Origin of the sequence: Clostridium sp. AF12-41, from assembly GCF_003461685.1 — a bacterium.
Classification (GTDB): domain Bacteria; phylum Bacillota; class Clostridia; order Lachnospirales; family Lachnospiraceae; genus Otoolea; species Otoolea fessa.
This window is the reverse complement of the sequence record NZ_QTXO01000002.1, coordinates 517,292-531,649: the sequence shown is the minus strand read 5'-3', so window position 1 is coordinate 531,649 and position 14,358 is coordinate 517,292. Positions and strand designations below refer to the sequence as shown.

Below are 14,358 nucleotides of genomic sequence, written 5' to 3'. Positions count from 1 at the left end.
ATTACCTTCATAAGGTGACCAGATGGCTTGCAGAATACTGTAAAAAAGAAAGGATAAGCTGTGTAATCATAGGAGATATCCGAAATATCCGTAAAGGAAAAGATATAGGGCACAAGACAAACCAGAAGTTTCACGGACTGCCGTATAATAAACTTTATATCATGTTGGAATATAAACTAAAACTGTATGGAATATCACTGACAAAATAGTAGGAAGAAAGCTATACTAGCCAGTGCAGCCCGTTTTCACCAGAAATATCAAAAAGATATGCAGAAGCATCAAACAGAAAAGAGCGGGGCATGTATATAACGGATGGAGTAAGATATAATGCGGATGCAGTAGGAGCATTTAATATTCTGCGTAAATATCTTTCCGTATCCGGAAAACAGAAAGAACTGTCCGTAACCGGACTAAAGAATCCAGAAATAATAAAAGTAGCTGTATAGCCGAAAGGCAAGCAGTAGTGGTGTCATGGACGCACCCTGAAAAAAGGCGGTATCCCGCCAGATTTCAGATGCTCTGGTAACTTAGTTACCGAGTAGTTCGCTCGTAAAAACTACTAATAAAGAGGGGCGATATGTATGTATCTTGATTATCTTGTTGATATACCCGAAGTGAAAGACAAAATCACATTTCGAAGCAAAGGGAATGCTCGTTACGTTTACTACGTGTATGATAGGATTTATGATCCGAGTAAAAAATATACAACAGAGACAAGTGCACCCATTTTTACGAATGAAATTCGAGCAATCGTAAAAATTTACGACCGAATTTGTGCGTGTATTCACATATTAATTCCACCAAAATAATTATAACAATCTTAACTCAAAACATTTCGTTTTAACTTTTCCAGAAAGCAAAGGATATTCTGTTCGTAATTTGAAGTATATGGCAAAATTCGCAGAGATTTATCCAGACCGAGAATTTGTGCAACAGGTTGTTGCACAAATTCCATGGGGTCATAATATAGTTCTTCTGGATAAGGTCGCTGATATGGATGAACGTAAATGGTATATTAAAAAGTCAGCGGAAAACGGCTGGTCTCGAAATGTTCTTGTTCATCAGATTGAAAGCAACTTGTATCAGAGACAGGTTCTGGCAGATAAAGTTACAAATTTTGATCACCGCTTACCGTCTCCGCAAAGTGAACTTGCGGTGCAGACAATGAAAGACCCATATGTATTTGATTTTATTCCTTTCCGGGAAGATATGCTCGAACGGGATATTGAGCAGGCACTTGTTAGGGATGTCATCAAGCTCCTTCTGGAGCTTGGAACAGGGTTTGCATTTCTGGGAAACCAGTATCACCTGAATGTAGGCGGCGATGATTTTTACATTGATTTGTTGTTCTACAACCTGAATCTTCGCTGTTATGTAGTTATCGAATTGAAAACCGGTGACTTCAAGCCGGAATATGCTGGTCAGCTAAACTTTTATCTGTCAGCCGTGGACGGCATTTTGAAAAAAGAGCAGGATAATCCGTCCATTGGTTTGCTTCTGTGCAAAAGCAAAAATAATGTGGTCGCAGAATATTCGCTCAAAGATATTTCAAAGCCGATTGGTGTAAGCGAATACAAAATAACCAGTAGTTTGCCGGATGCTCTGGAAAAGCAACTGCCATCTGTTGAAGATATTCAGAAACGGATTAAATAAACATAAGAAAGCCATCATTACTGCAAAACTTTATGAAGACATAGGAAAAAAGAATATTAGTGAGGGTGAAAAAAATCCATTTTATAATAGCGTAGAGGTATTGGGATGGAATTACATCAATTGAAGTTATAATAAATAAAGATAAGGTTGGGGAACTTCATATGGATAGTGATTGTTTAGAAAACTCTATTTTGCGTTATCATAAATATGTCGCAGTATAACTTATTTGTTAAATTGTGATAAGGAAGTTAACTCTGTACAAATTTTTTTTATAAAGAAAGACATGTTGTAATGGTGAGATATTTATAAATTATGCTTGATTCTCACGATAAAATTACCGTAAGGGATGCACACAGTACAATTTTCATTTTAGTATTAAATAAAGAGGAATTCTATGGATAATAAAAATCTTACGTTAAAATGGATAGACACTCTTGGAAATAACAAGATTGTTTTTGAAAGAGGAATTATAGATGGTACAAAAAATAGAGGGATATATGGTATTTTCATTATTGATAATAAACAGCAGACGGAATATTGTGCATATGTAGGAAGAACAGTCAATATCTATAAAAGATTTTTGAAAGGCGATGATGCACATTTTGTTAAACTTAGAAAAGGATTATTACAAAATGATAAGGTGATTGAGGCACTAAATGATAAGCATAAAAGAGTAGAAGTACGAGTGATTGAACAAATAATGTTTAATTATGAAAACTATTATAAAGATATTCAGTTTATGGCTTCGAGAGAATGCTATTATATAGATCATTACCAAGCTTTAGGTCAGTGTTTAGAACAGTGCCCGGATGGAAGCAATATTAGAAGAGATGTCTGGGAGAATGAAAAAAAGCTTAGTAGTAAGGCATAATCTTTTACTACCAACTTTACTACTAACAGGTAGTAACAACTTGCTCAATCTTGCTTTAATTTGCCACAATCTGTAATTTCAGAGCATTTTACTATAACCACAGAAACCCTTGCAAAACAGGGCGTTCCGAGGCAAAACAAGGAGAAACAAAACTATGATAAAAGTGCTTTTCATCTGCCACGGCAATGTTTAATGGATGCCGTGAAAACCTTGATTTTAAAGGATTTCTTGGGAATTAACCAATAATTTACACCTTATTTATACCTTTGGAAGGCTGGATCGGAATAATAGAGAAAATAAAGAAATAGATAAATACAACAGGAACAGATTTTGTCATATTGGAAATATTGATACAAACGGCGAAGTGTTAGGATAAGCACTTCGCCATTTTTATGGTATAATATTCTGGAAGAAGAGTTAATATCTAAATTTGCTATTTGATGAAGGTGATGACAAAATGGTAAAAACAGAAGCGTTTCCAACTATTCGAATGAAAATTGACAGATTATTAAAAATTACAAATGAATATCAGTTTAATGATCTTGTGAAGGCGGTATATTGTATTAATCTGTGTATCAACAACAGATCAGTTTTGGAATCTTGTTTGGCATTAAATGCCTGTCTGATTGAATATGAAGAAAAAGGCAGTAAGAGGATTGGAACATATGATGAATTCAAAGGGTTCTTTGGTAAAATATATGATGTTATGAAACCAGGGATAGCAGACGATTACACGGTAGAAGATTTTGGTGAAGTCCAGCTTAGATATAATGATAAGTTTTACCGTGTAATAATCGGAACTGGTCATAATAATGTTTATGCTTGTCTCAATTTTTTACCTACTTTAGCAAGAAATATTTCGCGGGAAGAGGAATTATGCCTGGCTTTAGAGTATGTATCTGGAACGATTGATTATTTTATAGAAGAAAATAAGAATGATGGCGTTGTAGAAAAAAGGTTTGTTCTTCCGACTGAAATATTATTTTATAAAGTACAGAAATTCTTTAAGGAGGAAGTAAAGAAATATGATATTCTTGAACTTGATTCTTTAATGATGAGTGAAGGAACTACTATTGAAAAAAGCCATTTTGTATGCAGGGAAGATAATATTTATCCTTTGTACAATGTTTCTTTGTTAATTGATTTATATGATATATGGGAAAATAAAATTGATTTCAAAGAACAGATTTCAGTTGCGAATGAGGGAATCATTGACAGAATTTATAGTTTGTTTGAAATGGATCGGTCAAGAAGTTGTTCAATATTTGCACCTGCTATGATATTTCCAGAGCAAAAATATGATTCAAGCCAGAGAACATATACATTTATAGCAAAGGCTTCTCGTGGAGTAGTTGTCGCGCTTAATGCAGATGAATATGAGGAGGGACAGTTAGAAAAGGAAATTGCTAATATAGAGAAATATCATAAAAGCGGAACACTTCATATTGCGGAAACATTTAACCGTTTTGATAAAAGTGGATTAAGGGGGATTCATATTCCTGCCGATATGCCAATAGAATATTTAATTTATGATAGTTTTATGAATCCGAATCAAATGCACATGTCTTTGGGCGAGGAAGGGAAGAAGAGAAAAACTTGTACAGCGCTAGATGTTATATATTATCTAAATTTCATGGATGACATAGATGAATTATTCGAGTATCTATCTTATTCAAATGAGAAAGATTATGAAAGTTCGTTTGGTTTTGGAAGTGATGCTGCTTTATATTTTACATGGAAAAATCAAGGCCGGTATATTGCAAAGGGTGCAATTATATTTAATATGGTTGATGTAGGATATGATACAGAGAATGAAGCTGTTGTTGACTATTTTAAAGAGGAATTGAAAGATTATCCATTCCATATGAGGGATTATCTTTTCCGTGAACCATTTTCGTGGAAAATTGAAAAAAGAGATTTTGATACATATGAATATACAGTAAAACATGGAATGGGATTTGGTGGTATATATCTTCCACTGCCTCAAAAAAATTATGTTTTTTTGACGAACAATGTGGAGTTCTACAAAGATGTAAAAGATTTTGGAGAATATCGTCAGTGGATTCAATTGTTGGAAGAGATTATAACAGAAGGATTTGATTCAATAAAATGTGTATTTGAGGACAATAAGGCAATTAGTAACACCGGAATACAGATTGCTTTTATGCCTATTGAGTATGCTGTTCATGCAGGGCATGAATCTTTTTTATATGAAGATAGGATATATGTATATAGTGATGCTCAATACTATAGTCATAAATGGATTATCAGATATGTTGTAAAAGATATTAATCGGATTTATGAAGATATTCAAGAGGCAAAAAATAGAAGTACAGAATTCAATATATTGCGCGAAATATTGATTCCATTGCTAGATAGGATGCCTGATTTGAATGAGCTATTTGAATCAAAAAGAAAAAAAGTTTCTCTTGAAAAAAAGAAAGTGGGAGTTTTTTCGACATCTGTAGAGTATAAATGGGACAATAATGTACAGAATTTTTCTCCTGAGGATTATCACTATCATGAAGTTCGAAAAAGAATAGCAAATGTTTGTTATGGTAATATGATAAAACCAGGAATTTACCGTGGACAAGAAGCAAATCAAATTATACGTGCCATGCAAAAGGCTATAATTGAAGATTTCGAGGGTGAAGTTTCAAAATATTCATGGAGTGAATTGCATTATTCGTTGTTGGATTATCATTCAACATTGTTGCATGATATAGATATTAATTGGAAAAGATATGGCTCGTATTCTGGTTTAGATGAGAAGAAAGATAAAGAAGTCAGAGACCGAATTATAGACCAAAGAGAAAAAGCAAAGCATGATGATAGAAATACACTTTATCTAATAGAAACAAATTTGTATTTGCATTGTGAATCAGAAACACTTGCAACCATAGATGATATAAATCTTTTATTAGCATATGCGAATTGGCTAGTTGTTTTAAATGATGTAGCAGATATGTGCCATTTTGCAGATAACGAAGCCTATATAGAAATAACAGATGAGTATGTAGTGGATACTTTAGCAGATGATCAAGATGCTGAGGCATTAAGTGGTTTGCATCATAGGATATATTCATATTCAGGGGGATTAAAGCGAGATCATGAAACAGATTTCAAATATCTTGAAAAGGTGAAGGAAACATTTAAGGAAGATATGGGATTTGACCTCACAGACTTCTTAGATATCTTATCGTATTTTAGTAATTCTTTTTCAGAGACAATCGTTAAAAAGATTGGCAATAATGTATTCAGAGCACCTATGAAAGAATTATTGAGAGATTTCCTGGAGCAAATGAATAATGTTATTACAGAAGAAGATGCCGCAACTCTTTTTAACTATTTAGTGGTCTCTTCTCAAAATCTTAAGACAGAAAATGGTAAGATCAATTTTTATCTTCCAATCGGTAAAAGAAGAACAAGAGATACCAGGTTTGAATTAATGCCCCTTGTAAGTATTAATGGCGACATTATATTTTCACCTATTACAATGGATCGTTTGAAAAAAGATTGGCTTAACGGAATAATGGATTTTATTTTACCATATGAAGTGCGTATGAATAAAACAAAACAGTTAATAGTGGAGTGGAAAAAATCGTATGAGAAACAGATTGTCTATGATATAGCGAATTCATTTAAGAAAAATAAATTTGATATCATAAAGCAAAATTTTGAATTAATGAAATTAAATAAATCTCATCCGCAGTGGCTTGGAGACTATGATGTGTTTGCTGTAGATATTAATAATAAGTCTATCTGGATTGTAGAATGCAAAGTAATTGAAAAAGTAGCTACTTTCTATGATATGTATCGTCAGCAGAATAGATTTTTTAATGAACATAAGGAAGATGAGAAGTTCCAAAGAAGAATTGATTATTTACGTGAGAATGCTGATCAAGTGATCCAACAATTGGGATGCACAGACTATATCGGCTATAAAGTAATACCGTATATGTGTATGAATAAGGTACTGGTTTCAAGATATAAAAAAGTTACTTTCCCTATTGTGTCGTATCCGGAATTAGTAGAAATTATTTCTGGTGCTACAAGAGAATGATATATATAAAGTAGGGCATGGAGTACAGGGGGAGCGTTGGAATTTCAAGAGTACAAAAAATATAATGTTGTGTAAGAGAGGAAGTACTTATGAAAAAAATAAAGGCAATTATGTTTTTGGGATTAGTAGTTGCATTGCTTGTTATAGGTTTTTCTCCAATATCAGAAGCTGCAAGTATAGAAGGAAAGCGGGAAAAAGCAACAATACAAAAGCAAAATGTTGAGGAGCAGGATACGGAAGAAATAGCTTGTTCATCCGAAGGGGAAAATATAATAGAAAACGAGAAAGAACAGAATTTTATATCGACTCAAAATATGTCTTCTGCAACGGAGAATGAGTGTACAGAAGGCGCATCTTTTTCAAGGATAATAAATTTACTTAGTAATTTTAGTGATATAATACAAAATATATGGTGGCTTATTACACTAGTGGTTGCGATTTTTGTACTTATGAATTCTCTTTTTTCAATACGAAAAAAAGCAAATAAGTATACTGGTGAACAAGTTAAGAAATTGATTCAGGACGGAAAATATATTCCGGGTGTTTTTGTGGAGCTTAATAACAGTAAAGAAGTATTACGATATTTTGTATATGGCAATTGTAAAACAAGCAGCAGGTAAAACTTTCCAAATTGCATTAGGTGGGGCTGGAGATCCTAATAAACATCCACAAATTGAGGATATACTGAAATCATGTAGAGCATATCGAATTATTCCGAATATGACAACAAGTGGTTTTCTTATAACAGATAATGAAGTTGGTTTGATAAAGCAATATTGTGGTGCCGTTGCAGTGTCCTGGTATTCACGTTTCATGGATGGAAAAGAAAGTAATCAGGAAACAATAGATGCTGTAGAACGATTGGTGAAAAGTGGTTGTACTACAAATATTCATTATGTGGTATCGAAAGATACTATTAATGAAGCAATCACAAGATTGGAGATAGATTCATTTCCTAAAGGAGTGAATGCAGTTATATTTATTTTGTACAAGCCTGTGGGGAATGGTATTATAGAAAAGGTATTAAAAAATACGGATTCTCGAATTGAAAGATTTATATCTCTTGCAACAAAGGTTAAACATCCGTACAGAGTTGGATTTGATACATGTTTTACACCCGCATTATTGCGATGGGGAGATACAGTACCAGCAGTTAGCATAGATGCTTGTGAAGCGGCCACTTTTTCAATGTACATAGACAGTCAAATGAATTGTTATCCGTGTTCATTTGGTATATGGGACAAAAGTATATCCGAATCAATGAATTCGAAAACATTAAGAGAAATATGGCAGGGAGATAAATTTGTTGCTTTCAGGGAACAAAGAAAAGAAAAATGCTCTAGTTGCAGACAAACGGAACTTTGTCGAGGTGGTTGTAGACTTGGGATTGATATAGATATGTGTTAGGATAGTTTGAATATAGAAGAAATGATAAGAAAATCTGGTGTAGAATAGTACATCAGATTTTCTTATGTAAAGGAAGAGAGGCAATTACCAGAGGTGAAGAACGGAAGTTCTTACAATTTGTGAAGGATGATCCACATTTCAGTAAATACTACGAAGGCATTTATATACTGTTTAAGACGGGACTTCGTATCTCTGAATTTTGTGGACTGACTGTTTCTGATATTGATTTTAAAGAACATACAATCAATATTGATCACCAATTACAGAAGAAATCAAAAATCGGGTATTATATTCAAGAAACAAAGACAACCAGCGGAACGAGAAAGATACCTATAAAAATAAGTTGACTTTTCAAGTATGTAGAGTGATTTATTATAGAAAACTGAAAGGAAGGTCAACAAATGCAGCTAAATGAAATAATAAAGTCATATGAGGAAATAAAGTTAGAAATCAATTATATTAATGAAAGATTGGTCCTCTTGCTAAATGAGATAGAAGATAGTTATGACTTTTCTCCTTTTGATTCAGATGATGAAGAGTTAATAAAAATTTGGAATATGATTTCTAATGCTAGAAATTATAAAATATATAAAAGGACTGGAGTGAATGAAAGTATTGACAAAAAGATAAAATTCTGATATTCTCAAAAAGGACTAGAGTGAACATATAAAGGACTCTAATGAAAGGAGAATGATTATGGCTAATAGTGATAGTAGGGTTACAGAGGCAGACACTAGAAAATTAGTAATGAGATTGTTAGATAGTGTAGGAATAGATGCAGATTTTGAAGGCTCTGGAAGTAAACAATTTTATGATGCGATGGAAGAGGCATGTAAAAAGAAGAACGGCAATAGAGGATTCACAGATGTTCATTATGCTTGTAAAGGTTACATTATTATAATAGAGAATAAGTGTGAAACAAGAATGGTAGAAAAACTTGAAGAAAACGATTTGGGACAGCAAGTGCTACTTGAAGATGCAAAATCAACTGAAATGTATGCTGTAAATGGTGCAGTTTATTATGCAAAATGTGTACTTGAGAAAGAACCACTTTATGAGCATGTTTTTGCCATTGGATTTGCAGGTGTAAAAGACCATTATGTAATACAACCTTATTATGTTAATCGAGATGGATATAAGAGATTAGATGAATTGCAGACATTTGAAGTGCTGAATGAAAAAAATATTGATGAATATTATCATGTGGCAGTATTAGGAGAACCATCTTTAGTTCAGAAGAAACAAAAGGAAATTGCAGATTTTTCTAATGAATTGCATGAACAACTTCGTACTTTTGGTAAACTTGGAGCCGATAATAAAGCAACAGTTGTTTCAGCATGTTTACTGGCATTGAAAGCGGGGCTTTCTCCATATGAATTACAAGGTAAAGATGTTGAGGGACGAGAGGAAGCTAATGATGGATTCATTATATATAACAAAATAAAAAAATATGTAAATGAGAAAATATCGGATGCTATCGTAAGAGATAATTTACTTTTGCATTTTGAACCCATTACAAAGAACATAGTTCTTAACACGGGCAGAGTTGATTTGGATGGTTTTACACCATTGAGAAAGTTTGTCACTGAGTTGTCTGAGAATGTTATGAATAAAATTGAAGAAATGGGCGGACATGATATTCTAGGACAGTTTTATACAGAATTTGTAAGATACGGAGGGTCTGATGGAAGTGATCTTGGAATTGTATTGACTCCGCCACATATTACATCTTTGATGGCTGAACTATTGAATATATGTAGCGAGGATATCGTAATAGACCCGGCAATGGGAACAGGCTCTTTTCCGTTGTCAGCATTGAATGTTATGGCGAAAAAAATAAGAAGTGATGGTTTGTTGTCAAATGCAGAAAAACAGAAAAAAATTAAAGAAGTAACAAAAAATAATTTGTATGGAATAGAGGTTGATAGAAAGCTATTTGCTATTGCAACTACGAATATGCTACTGAGGAACGGAGTTAGTGATAACATTTTTCATGACAATATTTTTTCATGCAATATTAATTGGAATAATGAAAAACATCCGAGAAAACAGCCTAATAGACTATTGATGAATCCACCATATTCTCAAGCCAAAAAATCAGAGACAAGTAGTGAATCGGAGATGCAATTTATATTAAGGGCACTTACTTTTTTGGCAAAGGATGGAATGGCAGCATTTATCGTTCCACAATCTACGGTAACACAGGGACCTAAAGGAGTGTCGAAAAATGATTATATAGAATTAAAAAGGAAACTTTTAATGTCTAATCAAATCATAGCAGTTATTACTATGAATGGACAGACATTTTATCCAAAAGCTACAGATACTGTTATAATTATAATAAAAAAAGGGGTGCCACAAGGAACATATAATACTCTGTTTTATGATTTTAGAGATGATGGATATTTATTAAATCATCATTTGGGATTATTACCTGATGGAAGTGCAGAAGAAAAGAGAAAGAAACTTTTAGATGTTGTACTTAACAACTATAAGGTTGATTCGTCTGTAGCGGTATATCATCAGATTACAGAAAATGATGAGTGGCTTCATAGTTATTTTTATTTTAATGATGAAATTCCAACAGAGAAAGCATTTAAAGATACAATTGCTGAATATATGACATATGAATTCAGAATGCGAATCAGCAATAGAGGATATCTATTTGAGGAGGAAATTGATGGAGAAGAAGCATAAGGCATTCCCACTAACTGGAGAAGGTGGTGTATTTAAAATAGAATCTACCCAGAGCGGAATCGATAGTATTGGTTTGAATAAAAATGGACTGTCAAGGTATCCATATGTAACTAGAACTGCAAACAATAATGGAATTCAATGTTTTGTACCAAAGCAAATGAAAACATTGGAAAAAGCCAATACTATATCACTCGGATTAGATACACAAACTGTTAATTATCAACCATATCCATATTATACAGGACAAAATATACAGATACTATCTAACCCCAATTTGGATAAATATGTAGCTATGTATATTATTCCATTGATAAAAAAACAGTTGGAAAATTTGAATTGGGGTGGGAATGGTGCCACATTAGGTAGATTGGCAATAAAACAGATTATGCTTCCAGTTGATGAGAAGGAGCAGATTGACTGGGATTATATGAGAAATTATATAAAAAAGCTATATGGAGAAGCAGAGTCAATTTTTACACATCAATACCACGAAGATATAAATGATTTCAGAGAGTTAAATGAAGTGGAATTTAAGGTTTTTACTATTCAAGATATATTTGGAAATCCTGAATCTGGTAAATCAAAAGGACTTAATCATTTAAAAAAAGGAGGCAATATTCCTTATGTCTGTGCCTCTAATAAAAATAATGGTGTATCTGCTTTTGTATATGCAGATACACCTGAAGAAAAGGCTATGATTCAGAAGGGCAATTGTATTGCATTTATAAGAAATGGAGTAGGTTCTGTTGGGTATTCGGTATATAAAGAAGGGGAATTTATTGCTACAAGTGATGTTTCATTGGGATATAATGCTCGCCTGAATCGTTATAATGGAACATTTATAACAACTATGGCGGATTTATCAAGGAAAAAGTATTCTTTTGGATATAAAAGAAGTCCGTTTAGATTAAAAAAGGAGCAGATTAAATTACCTGTAAATAGTGACGGAAAAATAGATTGGGATTTTATGGAAGATTACATGAAACGTATGGAGAACAAGCTAATAGAAATAGTATGTAGTTGTGACTAATCTTAGAGAGTGGGGTATCTAAATCTCTACAACCTTTCTGGCTGAAGACCGATGGTCCCTTTCGTGTGAATTTTCGCAGAATTAAATAGGGGGGATACCCACAGAATTCACATTATATGAAAATTTCCACAGAACATCGCTTCTTTAGCCGATTTTGTTTTGCCGGATAATACCAAAATACGCATAAAAACCATGTGTAAAACGATAGAAAAAGCACAGTTTTTATGTGTATTTTTTGTAGAAATATAATTAAAAAAGTCTTGCTATTATGTGCTATCAGAGTGATATATGTACTACCGAAAAAGAAAGGCAGGTACATATTATGAAAAATGAAATCAGATTTACATTGGAACCAAAGCAGAGACCGAAGCTGGCACAGGAGATTGGAAATATACTTGGAACAGCACCGCATTATGAGCGGGTGCCAAGCTGTGCATACGATATTGCTGGATACCGACTTGACAAAGAGGGTGTACTGCATATCCCGGATGGAGCAGAGGCGGAAAGGGTGGAAAACTTAATCAGACAGTTACGGGAGTGTGGCTTTCAAGATGATGTGGAATTTACTGAAGAAGTGCCAATGCAGCAGGAAAAGCTTACAATAGCAGTTCCAAGAGAAATCTTTACGGATACGGCATTGGAAATTACAGAAGATCATAGCAAATAAGCAGATACTCTTCCAACCGGCATTTCAGACGAACAGCACCGAGGTTGAAATCACAGAGGAGAAAATTAACTTTGCATGGTTTCCATATACGGAAGATGGGGATGAGATAGTAGCTTATACGCAATTTATCACAAGGCTGTGTGATATGGCAAAAGATGCAAAACGAGTATCATCAAAGCCGACTGAAACAGACAATGACAAATATGCTTTCCGATGTTTCCTGCTCAGGCTTGGATTTATTGGAAACGAATATAAGACAGCAAGGAAGATTCTTCTCAGAAATCTGAATGGAAATTCGGCATTTAAAAATGGAAAATAGAAATAAGGGTATTGACTCAGGCAGCAGTCAATACCCTTATTTTTATATGATTATTTTTTGATAGTAATTTGTACATTCATATTGGAAACATCCTGTAAGGTGTTCTGTTCTTTGCAGCGTTGAGCTTCAGATTTGATAAGGTTTTCAACATCTTTTTGGCCGAAAGAATCAAGGGAAAGATATAATCTCATAAGATCAGTGTAAACTGATTCCAGTTCCCAGCGACTAAGCTGTTCTATATCATCATCTGATAACTTGGCTGATGATGCATCATTGGACTTCCCAAGTATATAATCAGTACGCACATCGAATAAATCTGAAAGCTTAATAAGTGTTTCAAAATCAGGGGTACGTTTCCCGGTCTCCCACATTGCAACAGTTCCTTTTGATACTCCAAGGGTTTCTGCTAAAGAAACCTGTGTATAACCATGTTTTTTTCGAAGCAATTTCAAACGTTCATCAAACATAAATACACCTCCTATGTGAGAATAATATCACATAGTGTTAGAAAATACAAGAGATTTTACACATTTATAAATATTTATATTATAAAATGTGAGATTATATATTGACGCAACCAACAAACTGTGATATAAATAAAACATAAAATCTCACATAATGTGAGAACAAAACGGCGGATGTCATACAATATGTTTCCCGCAAATCATGGGACAACTGGATTTTATACAGAAAGAGGGTGATTGAGATTAAGAACAGAGAACACCAAAGGGCAAATCGCAGGTTGAAGAATAAGGAAGAACTCCTTGACAGAAAAAATAGTTTAGGGGTTAAGGATTTGACTGCATATAATGCCGTAAAATAAATAGCAACCAATGGAAAAGCATCAATAGCATGGAAGTAGACCACCGGGAAACTGGTGGTATTTTATTACAAAAAGAAAGGGGCAATATTCTATGGAAAAGACAACTATGAGTGTGCAGGAGTTATCTGCACAGATGGGGATCAGTCTGCCAAAGGCATACGAACTGGTAAAGACACCGGGGTTCCCGACAATACGAATCGGAGCAAGAATTCTGATTCCGATTGAAGCCTATAAGGAATGGCTTGTAAGAACATCTATCAATCATTAAACAGTGTTACGGAAATGGAGGAGGTGAGCAAGATGGGAGATATGACAGTGGATGAGCTGAAAAATAAAAAGCTGTGGTTTTTATGGTCTGCAAAGCCAGCCAAGAATGGAAAAGTGACAAAGATTCCATTTTCTGCAAATGGTGGAGAAACAGGGACAGATGATGCTCATAAGGATACATGGGTATCTTTTGACGAGGCAGATATGGCAAAAAACAAGTTTCAGGCATCCGGTATCGGTATGAAGATTCCGAAGGGCTGTTTCTTATTAGATATAGATAATAAGGATATTTCGGATTCATTTGTGCAGCTAATGTTATCTCGATTTTCTTCCTATGCAGAGGTATCTCCGAGTGGCAAAGGGATTCATATTATTGGACAGTGTGATATTACAAAACTTCCGGTGCACTTTGATGACAGAAGGCAGAAATATGTACTCGATAGCGAATTTATCAGAAACGCTCTGATATTGGATTGGAGCTTTATATCGGGGATATTACAAACCGATATGGAACTTTTACAGGAAATACGATTAACAGTCTGCCAATAGCTGACTGCACAC

The 14,358-nt window shown here is 34.0% G+C and carries 14 protein-coding genes and 1 pseudogene; 14 read left to right on the top strand and 1 reads right to left on the bottom strand.

Features of this window, described 5'->3' with window-relative positions:
• The 12 genes and pseudogenes from DWV73_RS12985 to DWV73_RS12975 form a co-directional block, all read left to right on the top strand.
• A partial coding sequence (locus tag DWV73_RS12985; protein ID WP_242995752.1) for an IS200/IS605 family accessory protein TnpB-related protein occupies nucleotides 1–209 on the top strand: 209 nt, incomplete at its 5' end.
• Nucleotides 210–816: 607 nt separating this feature from the next.
• Nucleotides 817–1,653, top strand: a pseudogene (locus tag DWV73_RS05940) (PDDEXK nuclease domain-containing protein); the annotation flags it as partial.
• A 394-nt stretch (nucleotides 1,654–2,047) separates the two neighbouring features.
• A complete protein-coding gene (locus DWV73_RS05935; RefSeq protein WP_117796125.1) occupies nucleotides 2,048–2,524 on the top strand; it encodes a hypothetical protein in 477 nt (158 codons plus the stop codon).
• Between the two features lie 457 nt (nucleotides 2,525–2,981).
• Entirely contained in the window at nucleotides 2,982–6,587 is a 3,606-nt protein-coding gene (locus tag DWV73_RS05930) for a hypothetical protein (RefSeq protein ID WP_117796124.1), read from the top strand.
• A gap of 89 nt (nucleotides 6,588–6,676) precedes the next feature.
• Complete coding sequence (locus DWV73_RS05925) at nucleotides 6,677–7,207, top strand: hypothetical protein (RefSeq protein ID WP_117796123.1); 531 nt, start codon at nucleotides 6,677–6,679, stop codon at nucleotides 7,205–7,207.
• Nucleotides 7,179–7,994, top strand: a complete 816-nt coding sequence (locus DWV73_RS05920; RefSeq protein ID WP_117796122.1) for an SPASM domain-containing protein — start codon at nucleotides 7,179–7,181, stop codon at nucleotides 7,992–7,994. The genes DWV73_RS05925 and DWV73_RS05920 overlap by 29 nt, the downstream gene beginning before the upstream one ends.
• 32 nt (nucleotides 7,995–8,026) lie before the next feature.
• Entirely contained in the window at nucleotides 8,027–8,341 is a 315-nt protein-coding gene (locus tag DWV73_RS05915; RefSeq protein ID WP_347472226.1) for a tyrosine-type recombinase/integrase, read from the top strand.
• Nucleotides 8,342–8,395: 54 nt separating this feature from the next.
• Nucleotides 8,396–8,632, top strand: coding sequence for a hypothetical protein (locus DWV73_RS05910; protein WP_117796121.1), 237 nt, complete (start codon nucleotides 8,396–8,398; stop codon nucleotides 8,630–8,632).
• Between the two features lie 58 nt (nucleotides 8,633–8,690).
• Complete coding sequence (locus tag DWV73_RS05905) at nucleotides 8,691–10,691, top strand: N-6 DNA methylase (RefSeq protein ID WP_181986220.1); 2,001 nt, start codon at nucleotides 8,691–8,693, stop codon at nucleotides 10,689–10,691.
• Complete coding sequence (locus tag DWV73_RS05900; protein WP_181986219.1) at nucleotides 10,675–11,721, top strand: restriction endonuclease subunit S; 1,047 nt, start codon at nucleotides 10,675–10,677, stop codon at nucleotides 11,719–11,721. The genes DWV73_RS05905 and DWV73_RS05900 overlap by 17 nt, the downstream gene beginning before the upstream one ends.
• Before the next feature lie 322 nt (nucleotides 11,722–12,043).
• Nucleotides 12,044–12,388: a hypothetical protein gene (locus DWV73_RS12980; RefSeq protein WP_242995751.1), complete on the top strand. Its 345-nt coding sequence runs from the start codon at nucleotides 12,044–12,046 to the stop codon at nucleotides 12,386–12,388.
• A gap of 145 nt (nucleotides 12,389–12,533) precedes the next feature.
• Nucleotides 12,534–12,707 carry a hypothetical protein gene (locus DWV73_RS12975; RefSeq protein ID WP_242995750.1) on the top strand — a complete coding sequence of 58 codons (174 nt, stop codon included), beginning with the start codon at nucleotides 12,534–12,536 and terminating at the stop codon, nucleotides 12,705–12,707.
• A gap of 50 nt (nucleotides 12,708–12,757) precedes the next feature.
• Here DWV73_RS12975 and DWV73_RS05890 read toward each other — a convergent pair whose 3' ends face one another.
• Nucleotides 12,758–13,174, bottom strand: a complete 417-nt coding sequence (locus DWV73_RS05890; protein ID WP_117796118.1) for a helix-turn-helix transcriptional regulator — start codon at nucleotides 13,172–13,174, stop codon at nucleotides 12,758–12,760.
• A gap of 447 nt (nucleotides 13,175–13,621) precedes the next feature.
• On the opposite strand from DWV73_RS05890, the gene DWV73_RS05885 reads away from it, so the two are divergent.
• Both DWV73_RS05885 and DWV73_RS12865 read left to right on the top strand, forming a co-directional pair.
• On the top strand, nucleotides 13,622–13,798 hold the full coding sequence (locus DWV73_RS05885) for an excisionase family DNA-binding protein (protein WP_072523206.1): 177 nt from the start codon (nucleotides 13,622–13,624) through the stop codon (nucleotides 13,796–13,798).
• Nucleotides 13,799–13,830: 32 nt separating this feature from the next.
• Nucleotides 13,831–14,346: a hypothetical protein gene (locus tag DWV73_RS12865; RefSeq protein WP_207661060.1), complete on the top strand. Its 516-nt coding sequence runs from the start codon at nucleotides 13,831–13,833 to the stop codon at nucleotides 14,344–14,346.
• Nucleotides 14,347–14,358: the final 12 nt, after the last annotated feature.

Bases quoted from the DNA above. Each gene is read 5' to 3' on its own strand.
- DWV73_RS05930 (WP_117796124.1), top strand. From the start codon at position 2,982: ATGGTAAAAACAGAAGCGTTTCCAACTATTCGAATGAAAATTGACAGA.
- DWV73_RS05910 (WP_117796121.1), top strand. From the start codon at position 8,396: ATGCAGCTAAATGAAATAATAAAGTCATATGAGGAAATAAAGTTAGAA.
- DWV73_RS12865 (WP_207661060.1), top strand. From the start codon at position 13,831: ATGGGAGATATGACAGTGGATGAGCTGAAAAATAAAAAGCTGTGGTTT.
- DWV73_RS05935 (WP_117796125.1), top strand. From the start codon at position 2,048: ATGGATAATAAAAATCTTACGTTAAAATGGATAGACACTCTTGGAAAT.
- DWV73_RS12980 (WP_242995751.1), top strand. From the start codon at position 12,044: ATGAAAAATGAAATCAGATTTACATTGGAACCAAAGCAGAGACCGAAG.
- DWV73_RS05890 (WP_117796118.1), bottom strand. From the start codon at position 13,174: ATGTTTGATGAACGTTTGAAATTGCTTCGAAAAAAACATGGTTATACA.
- DWV73_RS05920 (WP_117796122.1), top strand. From the start codon at position 7,179: ATGGCAATTGTAAAACAAGCAGCAGGTAAAACTTTCCAAATTGCATTA.
- DWV73_RS05885 (WP_072523206.1), top strand. From the start codon at position 13,622: ATGGAAAAGACAACTATGAGTGTGCAGGAGTTATCTGCACAGATGGGG.
- DWV73_RS05900 (WP_181986219.1), top strand. From the start codon at position 10,675: ATGGAGAAGAAGCATAAGGCATTCCCACTAACTGGAGAAGGTGGTGTA.
- DWV73_RS05905 (WP_181986220.1), top strand. From the start codon at position 8,691: ATGGCTAATAGTGATAGTAGGGTTACAGAGGCAGACACTAGAAAATTA.
- DWV73_RS12975 (WP_242995750.1), top strand. From the start codon at position 12,534: ATGGCAAAAGATGCAAAACGAGTATCATCAAAGCCGACTGAAACAGAC.
- DWV73_RS05925 (WP_117796123.1), top strand. From the start codon at position 6,677: ATGAAAAAAATAAAGGCAATTATGTTTTTGGGATTAGTAGTTGCATTG.